This is a genomic window from Microbacterium sp. NPDC079356, assembly GCF_049545465.1.
GTDB lineage: Bacteria > Actinomycetota > Actinomycetes > Actinomycetales > Microbacteriaceae > Microbacterium > Microbacterium gawkjiense.
On the sequence record NZ_JBMWDN010000002.1, the window covers coordinates 65,110 to 80,378 of the forward strand.

Below are 15,269 nucleotides of genomic sequence, written 5' to 3' on the forward strand. Positions count from 1 at the left end.
GGGGTCGTCGTCAGCGGCCGGTGCCGGCGTGGACGACGGCCTCGGTGTCGCCGTCGAGACCGTACGCGGTGTGCACGACACGCGCCGCCTCGGCGAGGTCGTCACCGCGGACGACGACCGAGATGCGGATCTCGGAGGTCGAGATCATCTCGATGTTGACACCCGTCGTCGACAGCGCCTCGAACAAGGTCGCCGAGACGCCCGAGTGGGTGCGCATGCCGGCGCCGACGACCGACAGCTTGCCGATCTGGTCGTCGTGGACGAGCTTGTCGAAGCCGACCGAGCCCTGGTCGACCGACAGGGCGCGCAGAGCCGTCGACGCCTCTGCCTTGGGCAGGGTGAACGAGATGTCGGTGCGCCCGGTGGCGGCGGCCGACACGTTCTGGACGATCATGTCGACGTTCGCGCCGGACTTCGCGACGATCTTGAAGATCTCGGCGGCCTTGCCGGGGACGTCGGGCACGCCGACGACCGTGATCTTGGCCTGGCTGAGGTCGGTGGCGACACCGGTGACGATGGGCTCTTCCATCTCTTCTCCCTCTTCGTGGTCGGGGGCGGTCATCCCCGGACCGAGAACGTACGTGCCGACACCCGAGCTGAAGGTCGAGCGGGCGTGGATCATGACGCCGTGACGGCGGGCGAACTCGACGGCGCGGATGTAGAGCACCTTGGCGCCGTTGGCGGCGAGCTCGAGCATCTCCTCGGACTGGACCGTCGCGAGCTTACGGGCCTTCGGCACGACGCGCGGGTCGGCGGTGAAGATGCCGTCGACGTCGCTGTAGATCTCGCAGACGTCGGCGTTCAGGGCGGCGGCCAGCGCGACGGCGGTGGTGTCGGACCCGCCGCGGCCGAGGGTCGTGATGTCGCGGGTGTCGCGGCTGAACCCCTGGAAGCCCGCGACGATGACGATCGCGCCCTCGTCGAGCGCCTCGCGCACGCGCACCGGGGTGACGTCGACGATGCGGGCGGCGCCGTGCGAGCTGTCGGTGATCATGCCGGCCTGGCTGCCCGTGAACGAGCGCGCCTCGAAGCCCATCGAGTTGATCGCCATCGCGAGCAGCGCCATCGAGATGCGCTCACCGCTGGAGAGCAGCATGTCGAGCTCGCGCGGAGCGGGCAGCGGTGAGACCTGCGAGGCGAGGTCGAGCAGTTCGTCGGTCGTGTCGCCCATCGCGCTCACGGCGACGACGACGTCGTGACCGGCGCGGCGGGCGTCGACGATGCGCTTCGCGACGCGGCGGATGCTCTCGGCGTCGGCGACGGACGAACCGCCGTACTTCTGGACGATCAGGGCCATGGTCGGATACTCCCGGGTGGATGCCGGGCGCAGCCGGCGGGCGGAGACTCACGCCCGCCGTCCATCCTACGGAGCGGCCCGTACCGCGACAGCCATGTGACGCGGGCGGACCGCCGGGACGGCTCATTTAGGCTGGATCCCATGGGACGACGCCAGCTCTTCACGTCGCTGCAGGCCCTCGTCCGCACTCCCGAGAACTCGGCTCCGCACACCGAGATGCTGCCCGTCATCGACGACGCGTTCGCGGTCGGGGTGCTCGATCTGGCCATCCGCATCGGCGAGTCCATGCTCGCCTCGGGCGCCCCCGCGAGCGAGGTGACGCTCACGATCGTCCGGGTCGCCGGGGTGTACGGCCTCGACCCCGTGCACGTCGACGTCAGCTACAACTCGATCACCGTCGCGCATCACCGCAGCGGCGCCGACCGCCCGATCACGCTCATGCGCGTCGTGCGGAGCCAGGCCCCCGACCACGCCCGTTTGCAGCGGCTGCAGGCCCTCGTCGCGGCGATCCGGAACGGGATGCCGCTGGAGTCCGCGCGCGCCGAGTTCCGGATCGTGCGCCGCACCCCCTTCGCCTATCACCCGCCGGTCATCGTCGGGGCGCAGGCGCTGCTCGCCGTCGGCGTCGCCCTCATGTTCGGCGCGAACTGGCTGGTCATCCTGCTCTCCTTCATCGCGGCGGCGGGGGCGGCGATCACGCAGTTCCTCCTCGGCCGCGCGCACGTCCCGTTCTTCTTCAGCCAGGTCGCCGGCGCCTTCGTCCTGACCCTCATCGCCGCCGTCGCCCCGCGCCTCGAGGCGACGGGATGGATGGCGGCGCAGGACATCCGACCGTCGGTCATCGTCGCCTCGGGCATCGTGCTCATGCTCGCGGGGCTCACCGTCGTGGGCGCCGCGCAGGACGCGATCGACGGCTTCGCGCTCACGGCGACCGGCCGCATCCTCGAACTCACGACCCAGACCCTGGGTGTCGTCCTGGGCATCCTCGCGGGACTCGAGACGGCGCGCGTCGTCGGGGCGGGGATGGACGCCCCGAACGACCCGCTGCCGTTCGGGCCGATCCCCCTGCAGTTCGCGGGCGCCGCGCTCATCGCCGTCTCGGTCACGATCTACAACGGCGCCGGGCTCCGGGTCGTCGCGGTCAGCGTGGCCCTGAGCGTCGTCGCCTGGGCGGGCTACACCGCGGCATCCGCCCTCAGCTTCGAAACCGCGGCCGCCAGCGGCGTGGGCGCGTTCGTGGGAAGCCTCATCGGCATCCTCGCCGCCTACAAGCTGCACGTGCCGTCGGTGGCGATCACGACGGCGGCGATCCTGCCGATGGTGCCCGGCGCGGCCGTGTTCCGCGGCCTCCTCGGCGTCGTCGAGTCCGGGCAGAGCACCGTGACGCTGCTCATGGGCTTCACGACCCTCGCCTCGGCGGCGACCGTCGGGATCGCCCTGGCCGTCGGCGCGTCGCTCGGCATCTACGTCGGTCAGCCGCTGCGCGCGACGCTCGGCACCGTCATCCGCGCCCGCGCGCGCGAGCGGTCCTGAGCTCTCCCCTAGGCTCTCCGCATGAGCTCTGCGAGCGACGCGATCTGGAACCGGGCCGTCGATTTCGACGTCGCCGCGACGCTGGCGGGCGACCTCGCCGCCCGACGGGTCCTCACCTTCCACGGAATGGTCCAGAACGGCGGATTCTGGTACGCGATCGAGGTGCACTCAACCGATGACGAGTTCCCCCTGAACGCGATCGCCGACGGCTACCGCACCCTCGGACTCGAAGCGACCGCCGAGTCCGTGGACCGAGCAGCGTCCGAGTACGACGAGACGGCGGGGATCGGCGACGAAGAGGCGTGGGGCGAGGCCGAGGAGCGTGTGAACGGCGAGTACCGCATCGAGGACGAGGACATCCTCGCGGCCATCGAGCGCACGCTCGCCCAGGAGCCGGAGCTGTTCGCGCCCACCGACTGACTAGACCGCGCGGCGGCCTTCGAAGGCACGCCCGAGGGTGACCTCGTCGGCGTACTCGAGGTCTCCGCCGACCGGGAGTCCCGACGCGAGCCGGGTCACCCGGATCTCAAGGGTGTGGAGCAGGCGGCTCAGGTAGGTCGCGGTCGCCTCGCCCTCGAGGTTCGGGTTGGTCGCGAGGATCACCTCGGTGACGGTGCCGTCGGCGAGGCGCTGCATGAGCTGCGCGATGCGGAGGTCGTCGGGACCGATACCCGCCATGGGGCTGATCGAGCCGCCGAGCACGTGGTACAGCCCCCGGAACTCGCGGGTGCGCTCGATCGCCGAGACGTCCTTCGCGTCTTCGACGACGCAGATGAAGGTGCGGTCGCGACGGGGGTCACGGCAGATGGAGCACTGCGTCTGCTCCGACACGTTGCCGCAGATCTCGCAGAACCGCACCCGCTCACGCAGCTCGGACAGCAGCTGCGCGAGCCGGGAGACGTCGAAGGACGGCGTCTGCAGGATGTGGAACGCGATGCGCTGCGCCGACTTCGGGCCGATGCCAGGAAGGCGGCCGAACTCGTCGATCAGGTCTTGGACGATGCCGTCGTACATGGGTCAGTTGAACCTCGTCGGCGGCGTGTACGGCTCCTCGCGGATGAACCGGGCGCCGAGCAGTTGTCGGACCGCCGCCTCGCCGACCCGCTCGATGCCGCCCGGACGCGGCGCGCGCGGCGGCTCGGCGGTGAGCCGCGTGGGCGGTGGGGTGTGGACCGGGACGGGCGCGTCGGCATCCACCGGCGGCGGCACGTCGTCCTCGTCGTCGTCGGGCGCCTCGGCGGGAAGGACGTCGCCCTCCCGCGGCGCGGTGAGCGTGCGGACCGGCGCGGGGGCCGCATCCTCGGGCTCCTCGTCGACGGCGAACTGCGCGGCGGGCGCACCGTCGTCGGAGGGGATGGGAGCGACCGCCCACTCGGTGACGGGCGCGGCGGCCGCGGGGGCGGTCCGCGGGGCGGCGGACGGCGGACGGGATGCCGCGGGTGCAGCGGCGCCGCCGGGGCCGGACGAGGGCGTCGCGGCCGGCGGGGCCGTCGGGGCGGGCGGGACGTCGGGTCCGACGCCGCCGGGCGGCGGCGGGGTCGGGTCGGTGTCGTGCCGCGTGAGGTACTTCACCCGCACGCCGAGCACCGACAGGATCGCGGTGCGCAGATCCTCGCTCGGCCCCTTGCCCGCGCTCAGCTTCTTGAACGACTGCACGTCGGCGTGGCTCTGGAACGACAGCGTGAGGATGTCACCCTCCGCATATGCCACCGGCCGGGACGCGCTCGCGATCATCCACGACGTGCGGCTGAGGTCTTCGAGCCGGCGGAGGATCTCGGGCCACGAGTCGCGGATCTGCGCGAACGTCACCGGCCCGGTCGGGACGGGCGGCTCGGGCAGGGCCGCCGGGGCCGGCTCGGGCGCCGACGGGGCGGGCGCCGCGGCGGCCCCTGCGCCGGGAGCGGCGGGAGCGGATACCGGGGGCGTCGCGCGGGGTTCCACCGCGGCGGGTGCCGGCGCCGCAGGTACCGGCGTCGCAGCGACCGGCGCGGAGGAGACCGGCGCGGAGGCGACCGGCGCGGGCGCCGAGGGCGCGGCCGCGGCGGGCGCACCGGCATCCGTCGCGGCGAGGACACGGGCCACGAGAAGCTCGAGCTGCAGGCGGGGCGAGGTCGTGCCGGTCATGTCGTCGAGCGCGGTGACGACGAGGTCGGCGATCCGCGAGAGCCGGTCGGTGCCGAACGCAGCAGCCTGGCGCCCCATGCGCTCGAGCTCGTCGGCCGGCACACCGCGCAGCACGGCGCGGGCGCCCTCGCCGGTCGCCGCCACGATGATGAGGTCGCGCAGGCGCTCGAGCAGGTCGTCGACGAAACGTCGCGGGTCCTGACCGGTCTGGACGACGCGGTCGACGGCACCGAAGGCCGCGGCGGCATCGTGCGACGAGAACGCGTCGACGACCTCGTCGAGCAGTTCGGCGTGCGTGTAGCCGAGCAGGGCGACCGCGCGCTCGTAGCCCACGGCGCCGTCCTCGGAGCCGGCGATGAGCTGGTCGAGGAGCGAGAGGGTGTCGCGCGGCGATCCACCGCCGGCGCGGACGACGAGGGGCAGGACACCGGGCTCGACCGTCACGCCCTCGCTGGCGCAGAGCTGCTCGACGTACTCGAGCATGGCGGCGGGGGCGACGAGGCGAAACGGGTAGTGGTGGGTGCGCGAGCGGATCGTGCCGATGACCTTCTCGGGCTCGGTCGTCGCGAAGATGAACTTCACGTGCGCGGGGGGCTCCTCGACGAGCTTCAGGAGCGCGTTGAAGCCCTGCGCCGTGACCATGTGCGCCTCGTCGAGGATGAAGATCTTGAAGCGGTCGCGCGCGGGGGCGAAGACGGCGCGTTCGCGCAGGTCGCGCGCATCGTCGACACCGTTGTGCGAGGCGGCGTCGATCTCGACGACGTCGAGCGAACCGCCGCCGCCGCGGCTGAGCTCCTTGCAGGAGTCGCACTCGCCGCACGGGATGTCGGTCGGGCCCTGCGCGCAGTTGAGGCAGCGCGCGAGGATGCGGGCCGAGGTGGTCTTGCCGCAGCCGCGGGGACCGGAGAAGAGGTAGGCGTGGCCGACCCGGTCGCTGCGCAGCGCCGTCATGAGCGGCTCGGTCACCTGGCTCTGCCCGATCATCTCGCCGAAGGACTCCGGGCGATAGCGGCGGTACAGAGCGGTGGTCACCACAACAGACTACGGCGTGGCGCCGACATCCGATCCGGCGCCGAGGCTCCGGGCACCGGGAACAGCCGGGGTCGGTCTCACGTTGCAGCCGTCATGTCCCCCGAGCCCGTCGACGTCGCCGTGATCGGCGCGGGGCAGGCCGGGCTCAGCGCCGCTTACCATCTGCGTCGCCGCGGTTTCGTCCCACTCGGGGACGCCGAGGCGGAGGTGCCCACGTTCGTCGTCGTGGACGCCGAAACGCACGCCGGGGGCGCGTGGCAGCACCGGTGGCCGTCGCTGCGGATGGGCACGGTCAACGGGATCCACGAACTGCCCGGCTACGCCGTGCCGCCGGCGGACCCGCGGGCGGCCAGCCGGGAGGTCCTGCCGGAGTACTTCGCTGCTTACGAGGCGCGGTTCGAGCTCGCGGTCCATCGCCCCGTGCAGGTGCGCGCCGTCCGACGGGCCGACGACGACCCGCGCGGCCGGCTGATCGTCGAGGCGGACACCGGCGACGGCGCCCACGCCTGGGCGGCGCGGTACGTCATCAACGCGACGGGCACGTGGCGGAAGCCCTTCTGGCCGACCTACCCCGGGCAGGCGACGTTCACCGGCCGGCAGCTGCACGTGCACGACTACCGCTCGGCGGAGGAGTTCCACGACCGGCGCGTCGCCATCGTGGGCGCCGGGGTCTCGGCGATCCAGTTGCTCGACGAGATCTCCGCCGTCACGGACACGTTCTGGGTCTCACGCACCGAACCGCAGTGGGATGCCGTCGAGTTCGACACCGCCGCGCGCATCCAGGCGATCGCCGGCGTCAAGGAGCGCGTCCGGCAGGGGCTGCCGCCGGGGAGCGTCGTCTCGGTCACCGGCGCGCACTGGTCGCCGTGGGCGCAGGCGGCGAAGGACCGGGGAGCCCTGGTGTGGCATCCGATGTTCCGCGCGATCGAGCCGGATGGGGTGCGGATGCCGGACGGCACCCTCGAGCGCGCGGACGTCATCCTGTGGGCGACCGGCTTCCGCGCCGACATCGCCCACCTCGCGCCGCTGGGCCTGCGCACCCCCGCCGGCGGCGTGAGGGTGCGCGACACCCGCGCGATCGACGAGCCGCGGCTGTTCCTCATCGGCTACGGCCCGTCGCAGTCGACGATCGGCGCGAACCGCGCCGGTCGCGACGCCGTCCGCGCGATCGTCCGCGAGCGCGCCACCGCGACGGTCTGAACTCAGACCGTCGCGGTCACATCACCCGCGTCGATCGCCGGAAACTGCTGCGTCCGGGTGTCGGGATCGGGCGCCGCCTGCTCCCCGGCATCCGTCGGCTGCTCCTCGGCGGTCACGATCGGGATCGTGCCGGTGTGCACCGGGACCGAGGTCGCGGCCGTCGCGTCGGGCACAGACGCGGACAGCAGTGTGCCGTCCTCGCGCAGCTGCTCCCCGATCCGGCGGAGGGTGGGGCGTCCCGGGATCACCGGGCCCTGACCCTCGAGCGGCACCGTGACCGTCTCACCGGCCGCGACCGTGTACCCGGCACCCCGGACCGTGAACGACACGGCGTCGCCGTCGTCGGCGGTGACCGTCATCTCGTCGCGGCGGACCGTGATCCGCAGGCGTGTGCCGTGCCAGTGGAGCGTGTACGACAGCGACGGCCAGTCGGCGGGCAGGCGCGGGTCGAAGCTGAGCGCCCCACGGTGGTCGCGCATGCCGCCGAACCCGGCGACGAGCGCCGTCCAGACGCCGCCGGCGGAGGCGACGTGGACGCCGTCGGACGCGTTGCTGTGCAGGTCACCGAGGTCGACGAACGCCGACTCGCGGAAGTACTCCAGCGCGAGGTCCTGGTACCCGACCTCGGCGGCGAGGATCGCCTGCACGACCGCCGAGAGTGTCGAGTCCCCCGTCGTCAGCGCGTCGTAGTACTCGAAGTCGGCGAGCTTCTCGGCCGGGGTGAACTGGTTGCCCTGCAGGAACAGGGCGAGCACGACGTCGGCCTGCTTGAGGACCTGGTACCGGTAGATCACCAGCGGGTGGAAGTGCAGCAGGAGCGGGCGCTGCTCGGCGGGGGTGTTCTCGAGGTCCCACACCTCGCGCTCGAGGAAGACGGCGTCCTGGGGGTGGATGCCGAGGGCCTCGCTGTACGGGATGTGCATCGCCTCGCCGGCGCTCTGCCACGCGACCGGCTCGGCCTCGTCGAGCTCGAGACGGTCGACCATCGCGCGGTAGGCCTCGGGCTGGTCGACGGCCATCTCGCGCACGACGCGCGCGGCGTAGCGCAGGTTGTACCGCGCCATGACGTTCGTGAACAGGTTGTCGTTGACGACCGTCGTGTACTCGTCGGGACCGGTCACCCCGTGGATGTGGAAGCTCTCGGGCTCGCCCGTCTCGGTGAACCGCCAGAACCCGAGGGTCGCCCACAGCCGCGCCGTCTCGACGAGGATGTCGACGCCCTCGCGGTGCAGGAAGTCGGTGTCCCCCGTCGCGCGGACGTACTTGCCGAGCGCGAAGGCGACGTCGGCGTTGATGTGGTACTGCGCGGTGCCGGCGGCGTAGTAGGCCGAGGCCTCCTCGCCGTTGATCGTGCGCCACGGGAACAGGGCGCCCGCCTCGTTCAACTGCCCCGCGCGCTTCCGGGCCGCGGGGAGCATGAGGTACCGCATCCGCAGCGCGTTCCGCGCCCAGAGCGGCGTCGTGTACGCGAGGAACGGCAGGACGTAGACCTCGGTGTCCCAGAAGTAGTGGCCGCTGTAGCCCGAGCCGGTCAGACCCTTCGCGGGCACGCCGAGCGAGTCGGCGCGCGCGGCCGCCTGGGCGAGCTGGTACAGGCACCACCGGGTCGCCTGCTGCAGGTCGTCGTGCCCCTCGATGAGCACGTCCGACCGCTCCCAGAACGCCTGCACCCAGGCCTCCTGCCGCTCGAACAGCCGCTCGATGCCCTCGTGCTCGACCCGGTCGAGCGTGCGGCGGGCGCGCTCGACGAGCTCGCGCGCGGGGACGCCGCGGGAGGTGTGATACGCGACGGCCTTCGTGATCGTCACCGGCACACCCTGCTTCGCCTGCACCCGGAAGACGTTCTTGGCGACGTCGGGCTCGACGAGCGAGCGCGACGAGTACTCGTTCTCGGTCTCGACGAGGTGGTCGGCGACGACGGCGACCGTCATGCCGGAGTCGGTGACCTTGTACGACAGCGCGGCGCGATTGCCGTCCTGCCAGTGTTCCTCGGGCTGCAGCACCCGGTTCGCGAAACCGTCGGCCTTGCGGGGGTCGAACCCGGCCTCTGCCTGCTTGCCGAGCCCCGGACCGCCGTACACGTCCTGGCCGTCCTGCCGGTTGATCATCTGGCAGTTGACCGTGACCGGGGCATCCGCATTCAGCACCGTGACCGAGACGCGCATGACGGCGACGTGGCGCTCCTCGAAGGAGACCATGCGCTCGTAGTCGATGACGACGTCCTTGCCGCCCGGGGTCATCCACCGGATGTGGCGGGTCAGTACTCCCCGGCGCATGTCGAGGGCGCGCTCGTATTCGCGCAGGTCCGCGATGTCGAGCGAGAGCGGCTCGTCGTCGACGTAGACGCGCATGACCTTGCTGTCGGGCGCGTTGATGATCGTCTGCCCGACCTCGGCGAAGCCGAAGGCGCGCTCGGCGTGCCGGATCGGGAACACCTCGTGGAAGCCGTTCAGGAACGTGCCGTGCTCGTGCGCGTGGCTCCCCTCGGGGTGGTTGCCCCGCAGGCCCAGGTAGCCGTTGCCCTCGGCGAACAGCGTCTCGGTGACGCCGACGTCGTCGATCGAGAACGAGGTCTCGACGAGACGCCACGGGTCCACGGGAAAACGATGACGATCGATCATGCGGGGGTCCTTCTTCGGGTGTCAGGACGACAGGGGATGCCGCGGGTCAGGCGAAGACGGCGAGGTCGTCCACGACAACGTGCGCCCCGGCGTCACGCAGCGCCTGGGCTCCAGCGCCGCGGTCCACACCCACCACGAGACCGTACCCGGCGGAGGCGGCCGATCGCACGCCCGAATGCGCGTCCTCGACGGCGGCGCTGCGCGCGGGGTCCACCCCGAGCAGCTCGGCGGCGCGCGCGAAGACATCGGGCGCGGGCTTGGAGGCGAGGTGCTCGGACTCGGCCACGACGCCGTCCATGATGACCGGGAAGCGGTCGATGATGCCGGCGACCGTGAGGACCTCGCGGGCGTTCTTCGAGCTCGAGACCACGGCGATGGGGACGCCGGCGGCCTGCAGCTTCTCGACGAGGGCGAGCGAGCCCGGGTACGGCGCGATGCCGTCGGCGCGCAGCACGCGCTCGAAGACGACGTTCTTGCGGTTGCCGATCCCGCAGATCGTGTCGACCGACGGGTCGTCGGACGGGTCGCCCCACGGCACCTCGACGTCGCGCGAGCGCAGCAGGCTCGCGACGCCGTCGTACCGCTTCTTGCCGTCGAGGTGCTCGAAGTAGTCGCTCTCGCGGTAGGCGGGCTCGACGCCCCACGAGGCGAACAGCTCCGTGAACATGCTCTGCCAGGCGTGCATGTGGACCTCGGCCGTGGGGGTCAGCACACCGTCGAGGTCGAAGAGGACCCCGTCGAAACGGGTGAGGTCGGGAAGCTCAGCCATCGTCACCGGACCAGCGTAACGGCCGCGCACGTCAGGCCGTCGCGACGGCGTGGGCCTGGCGCGCGATCTCGAGCTCCTCGTCGGTGGGCACGACGAGGACCGTCACAGGAGAGTCGTCGGTGGAGATGACGCGGATGCCGCGTTCGCCCGACGTGTTGCGCTCGGCATCCAGGTGGACACCGGCGAAGCCGAGGGTCTCGAGGGCGGCGGCGCGCACGACGGCGGAGTTCTCGCCCACGCCCGCCGTGAACGAGATGACGTCGACGCCGCCGAGTTGCGCGAGGTAGGCGCCGAGGTAGGCGCGGAGCCGGTGGATGTAGACGTCGAAGGCGAGCTGCGCGTCGGCATCCCCCTCACGTCGGCGGGTGTCGATGTCGCGCATGTCGGACGCGCCGGCGAGTCCCAGGAGGCCGCTGCGCTTGTTGAGGAAGGCGTCGAGCTCACCGGGGCCCATGTCCTCGCGCCGGGCGAGCACCCCGAGCACCGACGGGTCGATGTCGCCGGAGCGCGTGCCCATGACGAGCCCCTCGAGTGGCGTGAGCCCCATCGAGGTGTCGACCGACTCGCCGCCGCGGATGGCCGTCGCCGACGCCCCGTTGCCGAGGTGCAGCACGATCTGCGAGAGCTCAGCGAGCGGTCGCCCGAGGAAGGCCGCAGCCGCTTCGCTCACGAACTTGTGGCTCGTGCCGTGGAAGCCGTACTTGCGGATGCGGTGCTTCTGCGCCGTCTCGCGGTCGATCGCGTAGGTGTATGCCGCGGCAGGCATCGTCTGGTGGAAGGCCGTGTCGAACACCGCGACGTGAGGGACATCGGCGAAGGCGGCGCGCGCCGCGCGGATGCCCTGCAGCGCCCCCGGGTTGTGCAGCGGCGCGAGGGCCGACAGCTCGTCGATGTTGATCTCGACGAGGGGGGTGATGAGGGTCGGCTCGAAGAAGCGGGCGCCGCCCTGGACGACGCGGTGCCCGACGGCGACCGGGCGCGCGTTTTCGAGGGAGGGACCCTGGGCCGCGAAGGCCTCGAGCATGACGGCGAACCCGGCGGTGTGGTCGGGGATCGCGCGCTCGATGCGCGAGGTGGCCTTCGTCGCCGTGACCGCGGTGCCCTCCCCGCCGAGGAAGACCGTGTGGGTCGCGATGCCCGACTCCTCGCCGATCCGCTCGACCAGGCCGGAGGCGAGGGGACGCTCGGTGGCGACGTCGACGAGCTGGTACTTGAACGAGGACGAGCCGCTGTTGATGACGAGGACGGGGGTCATGCGCGGGCCTCCGGGGACGCGGCATCCGCGTTCTGCGCCTGGATCGCGGTGATCGCGATCGTGTTGACGATGTCCTCGACGAGGGCACCGCGGGAGAGGTCGTTGATGGGTTTGTTCAGGCCCTGCAGGACCGGACCCATCGCCACCGCGCCGGCCGAGCGCTGCACGGCCTTGTAGGTGTTGTTGCCCGTGTTGAGGTCGGGGAAGACGAAGACGGTCGCCCGACCGGCGACATCCGACCCGGGCATCTTCGTCGCCGCGACGGCCGCGTCGGTCGCGGCGTCGTACTGGATCGGACCCTCGACGAGGAGCTCCGGAGCACGCTCGCGCACGAGTGCGGTCGCCTCGCGCACCTTCTCGACGTCGGCGCCCGACCCGGACTCGCCGGTCGAGTACGAGAGCATGGCGACGCGCGGCGAGATGCCGAACTGCTCCGCCGTGGCCGCGGACGAGACGGCGATGTCGGCGAGCTGGGCCGCCGTCGGGTCGGGGATGACCGCGCAGTCGCCGTAGACGAGCACGCGGTCGGCGAGCGCCATGAGGAACACGCTCGAGACGACGTCGACGCCGGGTTTGGTCTTGATGATCTCGAACGCCGGACGGATGGTGTGCGCCGTCGTGTGCGCCGCGCCCGACACCATGCCGTCGGCGAGCCCGAGGTGCACCATGAGCGTGCCGAAGTAGGAGACGTCGGTGACCGTGTCGGCGGCTTGCCGGAACGTGACGCCCTTGTGCGCACGGAGGCGCTCGTACTCGCGGGCGAACTTGTCGACGTGGACGGCGTCGAAGGGGCTCAGCACCTCGGCGGCGCGGATGTCGAGACCCAGCTCGAGGGCACGCGCGTGCACCTCGATGGGCTCGCCGAGGATCGTGATGTCGGCGATCCCGCGCGCGAGCGCGGTGGCGGCCGCGCGCAGGATGCGGTCGTCGCCGCCCTCGGGCAGCACGATGCGGCGACGCTCGCGCCGGGCGCGTTCGATCAGCCCGTACTGGAACATGAGGGGCGTGACCACCTGCGAGCTCGCGAGGCCGATGCGTCGGAGGAGGTCGTCGGTGTCGACGTGCTGCTCGAACAGCGCCAGGGCCGTGTCGTACCGGCGCTGCGAGTGCGCGGCCAGCCGGCCGCGGGCGCTCATGATGCCGCGCACGGTCTCGTACGTGCCCTGATCGGTCGCGAGGATCGGGAGGTTCGAGTCGAGGCCGTCGATGAGGCGCTCGACGTGCTCGGGAAGCTCGAACGGGCCGTAGAGGACGATGCCCGACAGCGAGGGGAACGTCCCCGACGCGTTGGCCAGGAGCGCCGCCAGCAGCACCTCGGTGCGATCGGCGGCGACGGCGAGGATCGCGGCCTCCTCGAGCCGCGGAAGGACGTTGTTGAGCGACATGCCCGCGACGACGACGTGCAGCACCTCGCGGTCGAGCAGCGCCTCGTCGCCCTTCACGAGCGTCGCGCCGAGCGAACGGGCGACGTCGCCGACCGACGGGGCCACGAGGTACGCGTCCTCGGGGATCGCCCAGACCCCGATGTCGCCCGCTGCGGCGGGGACGGCGCGGACGGCTGCGACGATGTCGTCGAGGTGCGCCGGGTCGGCGCGGTTGACCACGACGGCGAAGATGCCGGCGCGCTCGTGCGTGATCTCGGACAGCGCGAGGGTCGCGAGGTTACCGACCTGGGCGGGTGTCAGCCCACCGGCATCCGTCTGCCGCTCACCGTCGGCGGCCTGCCCCGACAGCACCACGAGGACGGGCGCCCCCAGGTTGGCCGCGATGCGCGCGTTGTAGCCGAGCTCGGCGGGACTGCCGACATCGGTGTAGTCGCTGCCGACGATGACGACCGCGTCGCACTGGGCCTCGACCGCCTTGTACCGCTCGACGATGCGGCCGAGGGCCGCCTCGGGGTCGGCGCGGACCTCGTCGTAGGTGGCCCCGATGCACTCGTCGTAGCCTAGGTCGACGCCGTCGTGGTCGAGGAGCATCTCGAGCACGTAGTCGCGCTCCTCGGTCGAGCGCGCGATCGCGCGGAACACCCCGACGCGAGGCGACCGGCGGCTGAGGGTGTCGAGCACGCCGAGGGCGATCGTCGACTTGCCCGAGTGACCTTCGGCGGAGGTGATGTAGATGCTCTGAGCCACGCTCCCAGCCTAGGGTCGCGGCCGATGGACGGGCTGGGAGGCGCCGGGCAAAAGAAAGACTCTCCGCGAACCCGGCAGAGCCTGGTTACCCTTGCTACGTTTCCGTCCTGGGGGAGTTGGCCTGGATGCCGTCTCGCGGAGAGCTGCTGCAAGTCTACCCGACGTCGGGCGCCCGCCCGTGACGGGCGGGTTAGCATCGGGTCGGGTGCGCTGATGCGCCGACCGCGTGAGGGGGACGGATGACCGACGACCAGACGACGATGACGGCGCCGGGGGGCGCTTCCACGTCATGGGCAGCGACCGGAGTGGATGCCGCGGTGTTCGCCGAGACCACCGATGCCCTCATCGCCTCGGTGTCGCAGGTCATCGACGGCAAGCCGGACGCCGTCCGCGCCGCGCTCGTGTGCCTGCTCGCCGAGGGGCACCTCCTCATCGAGGACGTCCCGGGCGTCGGCAAGACGATGCTCGCCCGCGCGCTGGGCGCGTCGATCCGGGCGACGGTACGCCGCATCCAGTTCACTCCCGATCTGCTGCCGAGCGACGTCACCGGTGTGAGCGTCTACGACCAGTCCGAGGGCAGGTTCGAGTTCAAGCCGGGGGCGATCTTCGCCCACGTCGTCATCGCGGACGAGATCAACCGCTCGTCGCCCAAGACCCAGTCGGCCCTCCTCGAGGCCATGGAGGAGCGCCAGGTCACGGTCGACGGCACGAGCCGCGTCCTCCCCGACCCGTTCCTCGTCGTCGCGACGCAGAACCCGCTCGAGATGGAGGGCACCTACGCCCTTCCCGAGGCGCAGCGCGACCGCTTCATGATGCGCATCTCGATGGGATACCCGGATGCCGCGAACGAGGCGCTCATGCTCCGCCAGCGCGACAGCGGCAACCCGCTCGAGGCGATACGCCCCGTGATCTCGGCCGAACGCGTCGCCGCCCTCATCGCCTGGGCGCGCTCGGTGCACGTCTCCCCCGCCGTCGAAGAGTACGCCGTCGCGCTCTCGCGGGCGACGCGCGAGCACAGCGACCTGCGGCTGGGGGCGAGCCCGCGCGCGACGCTGCAGCTCGTCCGCGCCGCGAAGGTGTGGGCGGCGCTCGAGGGCCGTGAGTACGTGATCCCCGACGACCTCGTGACGCTGCTCGAACCCGTCTTCGCCCACCGCCTCATCGCCGCCCGCGGCGGTGCGATGGCGCGCGGCCGGGGCGGCGCCGACCTCGTGACGTCGGTGCTCGACTCGGTGGTGCGTTCGGTGCGCGTCCCCGTCGCCGCGCGCTGAGCGGTCCGACGACATGACGCGATGGCCCCTGACCC

The 15,269-nt window shown here is 71.9% G+C and carries 11 protein-coding genes and 1 other RNA gene; 4 read left to right on the top strand and 8 right to left on the bottom strand.

The features are described from left to right. Window positions 1-10: 10 nt before the first annotated feature. A complete protein-coding gene (locus ACPEH0_RS05155) occupies window positions 11-1,297 on the bottom strand; it encodes an aspartate kinase (RefSeq protein WP_366213903.1) in 1,287 nt (428 codons plus the stop codon). 141 nt (window positions 1,298-1,438) lie between these two features. On the opposite strand from ACPEH0_RS05155, the gene ACPEH0_RS05160 reads away from it, so the two are divergent. After that, complete coding sequence (locus tag ACPEH0_RS05160; RefSeq protein WP_366213902.1) at window positions 1,439-2,830, top strand: threonine/serine ThrE exporter family protein; 1,392 nt, start codon at window positions 1,439-1,441, stop codon at window positions 2,828-2,830. Window positions 2,831-2,851: 21 nt separating this feature from the next. Next, a complete protein-coding gene (locus ACPEH0_RS05165) occupies window positions 2,852-3,250 on the top strand; it encodes a DMP19 family protein (RefSeq protein WP_366213901.1) in 399 nt (132 codons plus the stop codon). On the opposite strand, the gene recR is transcribed toward ACPEH0_RS05165, so the two are convergent. Next, the gene (gene recR / locus ACPEH0_RS05170) at window positions 3,251-3,844 is read right to left on the bottom strand and encodes a recombination mediator RecR (protein WP_064003041.1); all 594 of its coding nucleotides are present in this window, start codon (window positions 3,842-3,844) and stop codon (window positions 3,251-3,253) included. A 3-nt stretch (window positions 3,845-3,847) separates the two neighbouring features. Continuing rightward, window positions 3,848-5,986, bottom strand: coding sequence for a DNA polymerase III subunit gamma and tau (locus ACPEH0_RS05175; RefSeq protein ID WP_366213899.1), 2,139 nt, complete (start codon window positions 5,984-5,986; stop codon window positions 3,848-3,850). A 93-nt stretch (window positions 5,987-6,079) separates the two neighbouring features. Between ACPEH0_RS05175 and ACPEH0_RS05180 the strand changes: the two genes are divergently transcribed. After that, window positions 6,080-7,186, top strand: a complete 1,107-nt coding sequence (locus ACPEH0_RS05180) for an FAD-dependent oxidoreductase (protein ID WP_366213898.1) — start codon at window positions 6,080-6,082, stop codon at window positions 7,184-7,186. 2 nt (window positions 7,187-7,188) lie between these two features. On the opposite strand, the gene ACPEH0_RS05185 is transcribed toward ACPEH0_RS05180, so the two are convergent. From ACPEH0_RS05185 to ffs, 5 genes are all read right to left on the bottom strand, one after another. Continuing rightward, the gene (locus tag ACPEH0_RS05185; protein WP_366213897.1) at window positions 7,189-9,807 is read right to left on the bottom strand and encodes a glycoside hydrolase family 65 protein; all 2,619 of its coding nucleotides are present in this window, start codon (window positions 9,805-9,807) and stop codon (window positions 7,189-7,191) included. A gap of 46 nt (window positions 9,808-9,853) precedes the next feature. After that, window positions 9,854-10,576: an HAD family hydrolase gene (locus ACPEH0_RS05190; protein WP_217531024.1), complete on the bottom strand. Its 723-nt coding sequence runs from the start codon at window positions 10,574-10,576 to the stop codon at window positions 9,854-9,856. 31 nt (window positions 10,577-10,607) lie between these two features. After that, window positions 10,608-11,831, bottom strand: coding sequence for an acetate kinase (locus tag ACPEH0_RS05195; RefSeq protein ID WP_366213896.1), 1,224 nt, complete (start codon window positions 11,829-11,831; stop codon window positions 10,608-10,610). After that, window positions 11,828-13,963, bottom strand: a complete 2,136-nt coding sequence (gene pta, locus ACPEH0_RS05200) for a phosphate acetyltransferase (protein WP_064003032.1) — start codon at window positions 13,961-13,963, stop codon at window positions 11,828-11,830. The genes ACPEH0_RS05195 and pta overlap by 4 nt, the downstream gene beginning before the upstream one ends. A 51-nt stretch (window positions 13,964-14,014) precedes the next feature. Beyond that, window positions 14,015-14,111: signal recognition particle sRNA small type (gene ffs, locus ACPEH0_RS05205), an RNA gene on the bottom strand. A 91-nt stretch (window positions 14,112-14,202) separates the two neighbouring features. On the opposite strand from ffs, the gene ACPEH0_RS05210 reads away from it, so the two are divergent. Next, window positions 14,203-15,234, top strand: coding sequence for an AAA family ATPase (locus ACPEH0_RS05210; RefSeq protein ID WP_366213894.1), 1,032 nt, complete (start codon window positions 14,203-14,205; stop codon window positions 15,232-15,234). The last annotated feature ends 35 nt before the right edge of the window (window positions 15,235-15,269 follow it).

What these genes read in the sequence shown, in the direction of transcription:
- ACPEH0_RS05155 (WP_366213903.1), bottom strand. Translation starts at nt 1,297, where the DNA reads ATGGCCCTGATCGTCCAGAAGTACGGCGGTTCGTCCGTCGCCGACGCC.
- ACPEH0_RS05160 (WP_366213902.1), top strand. Translation starts at nt 1,439, where the DNA reads ATGGGACGACGCCAGCTCTTCACGTCGCTGCAGGCCCTCGTCCGCACT.
- ACPEH0_RS05165 (WP_366213901.1), top strand. Translation starts at nt 2,852, where the DNA reads ATGAGCTCTGCGAGCGACGCGATCTGGAACCGGGCCGTCGATTTCGAC.
- recR (WP_064003041.1), bottom strand. Translation starts at nt 3,844, where the DNA reads ATGTACGACGGCATCGTCCAAGACCTGATCGACGAGTTCGGCCGCCTT.
- ACPEH0_RS05180 (WP_366213898.1), top strand. Translation starts at nt 6,080, where the DNA reads ATGTCCCCCGAGCCCGTCGACGTCGCCGTGATCGGCGCGGGGCAGGCC.
- ACPEH0_RS05185 (WP_366213897.1), bottom strand. Translation starts at nt 9,807, where the DNA reads ATGATCGATCGTCATCGTTTTCCCGTGGACCCGTGGCGTCTCGTCGAG.
- ACPEH0_RS05190 (WP_217531024.1), bottom strand. Translation starts at nt 10,576, where the DNA reads ATGGCTGAGCTTCCCGACCTCACCCGTTTCGACGGGGTCCTCTTCGAC.
- ACPEH0_RS05195 (WP_366213896.1), bottom strand. Translation starts at nt 11,831, where the DNA reads ATGACCCCCGTCCTCGTCATCAACAGCGGCTCGTCCTCGTTCAAGTAC.
- ACPEH0_RS05210 (WP_366213894.1), top strand. Translation starts at nt 14,203, where the DNA reads ATGACCGACGACCAGACGACGATGACGGCGCCGGGGGGCGCTTCCACG.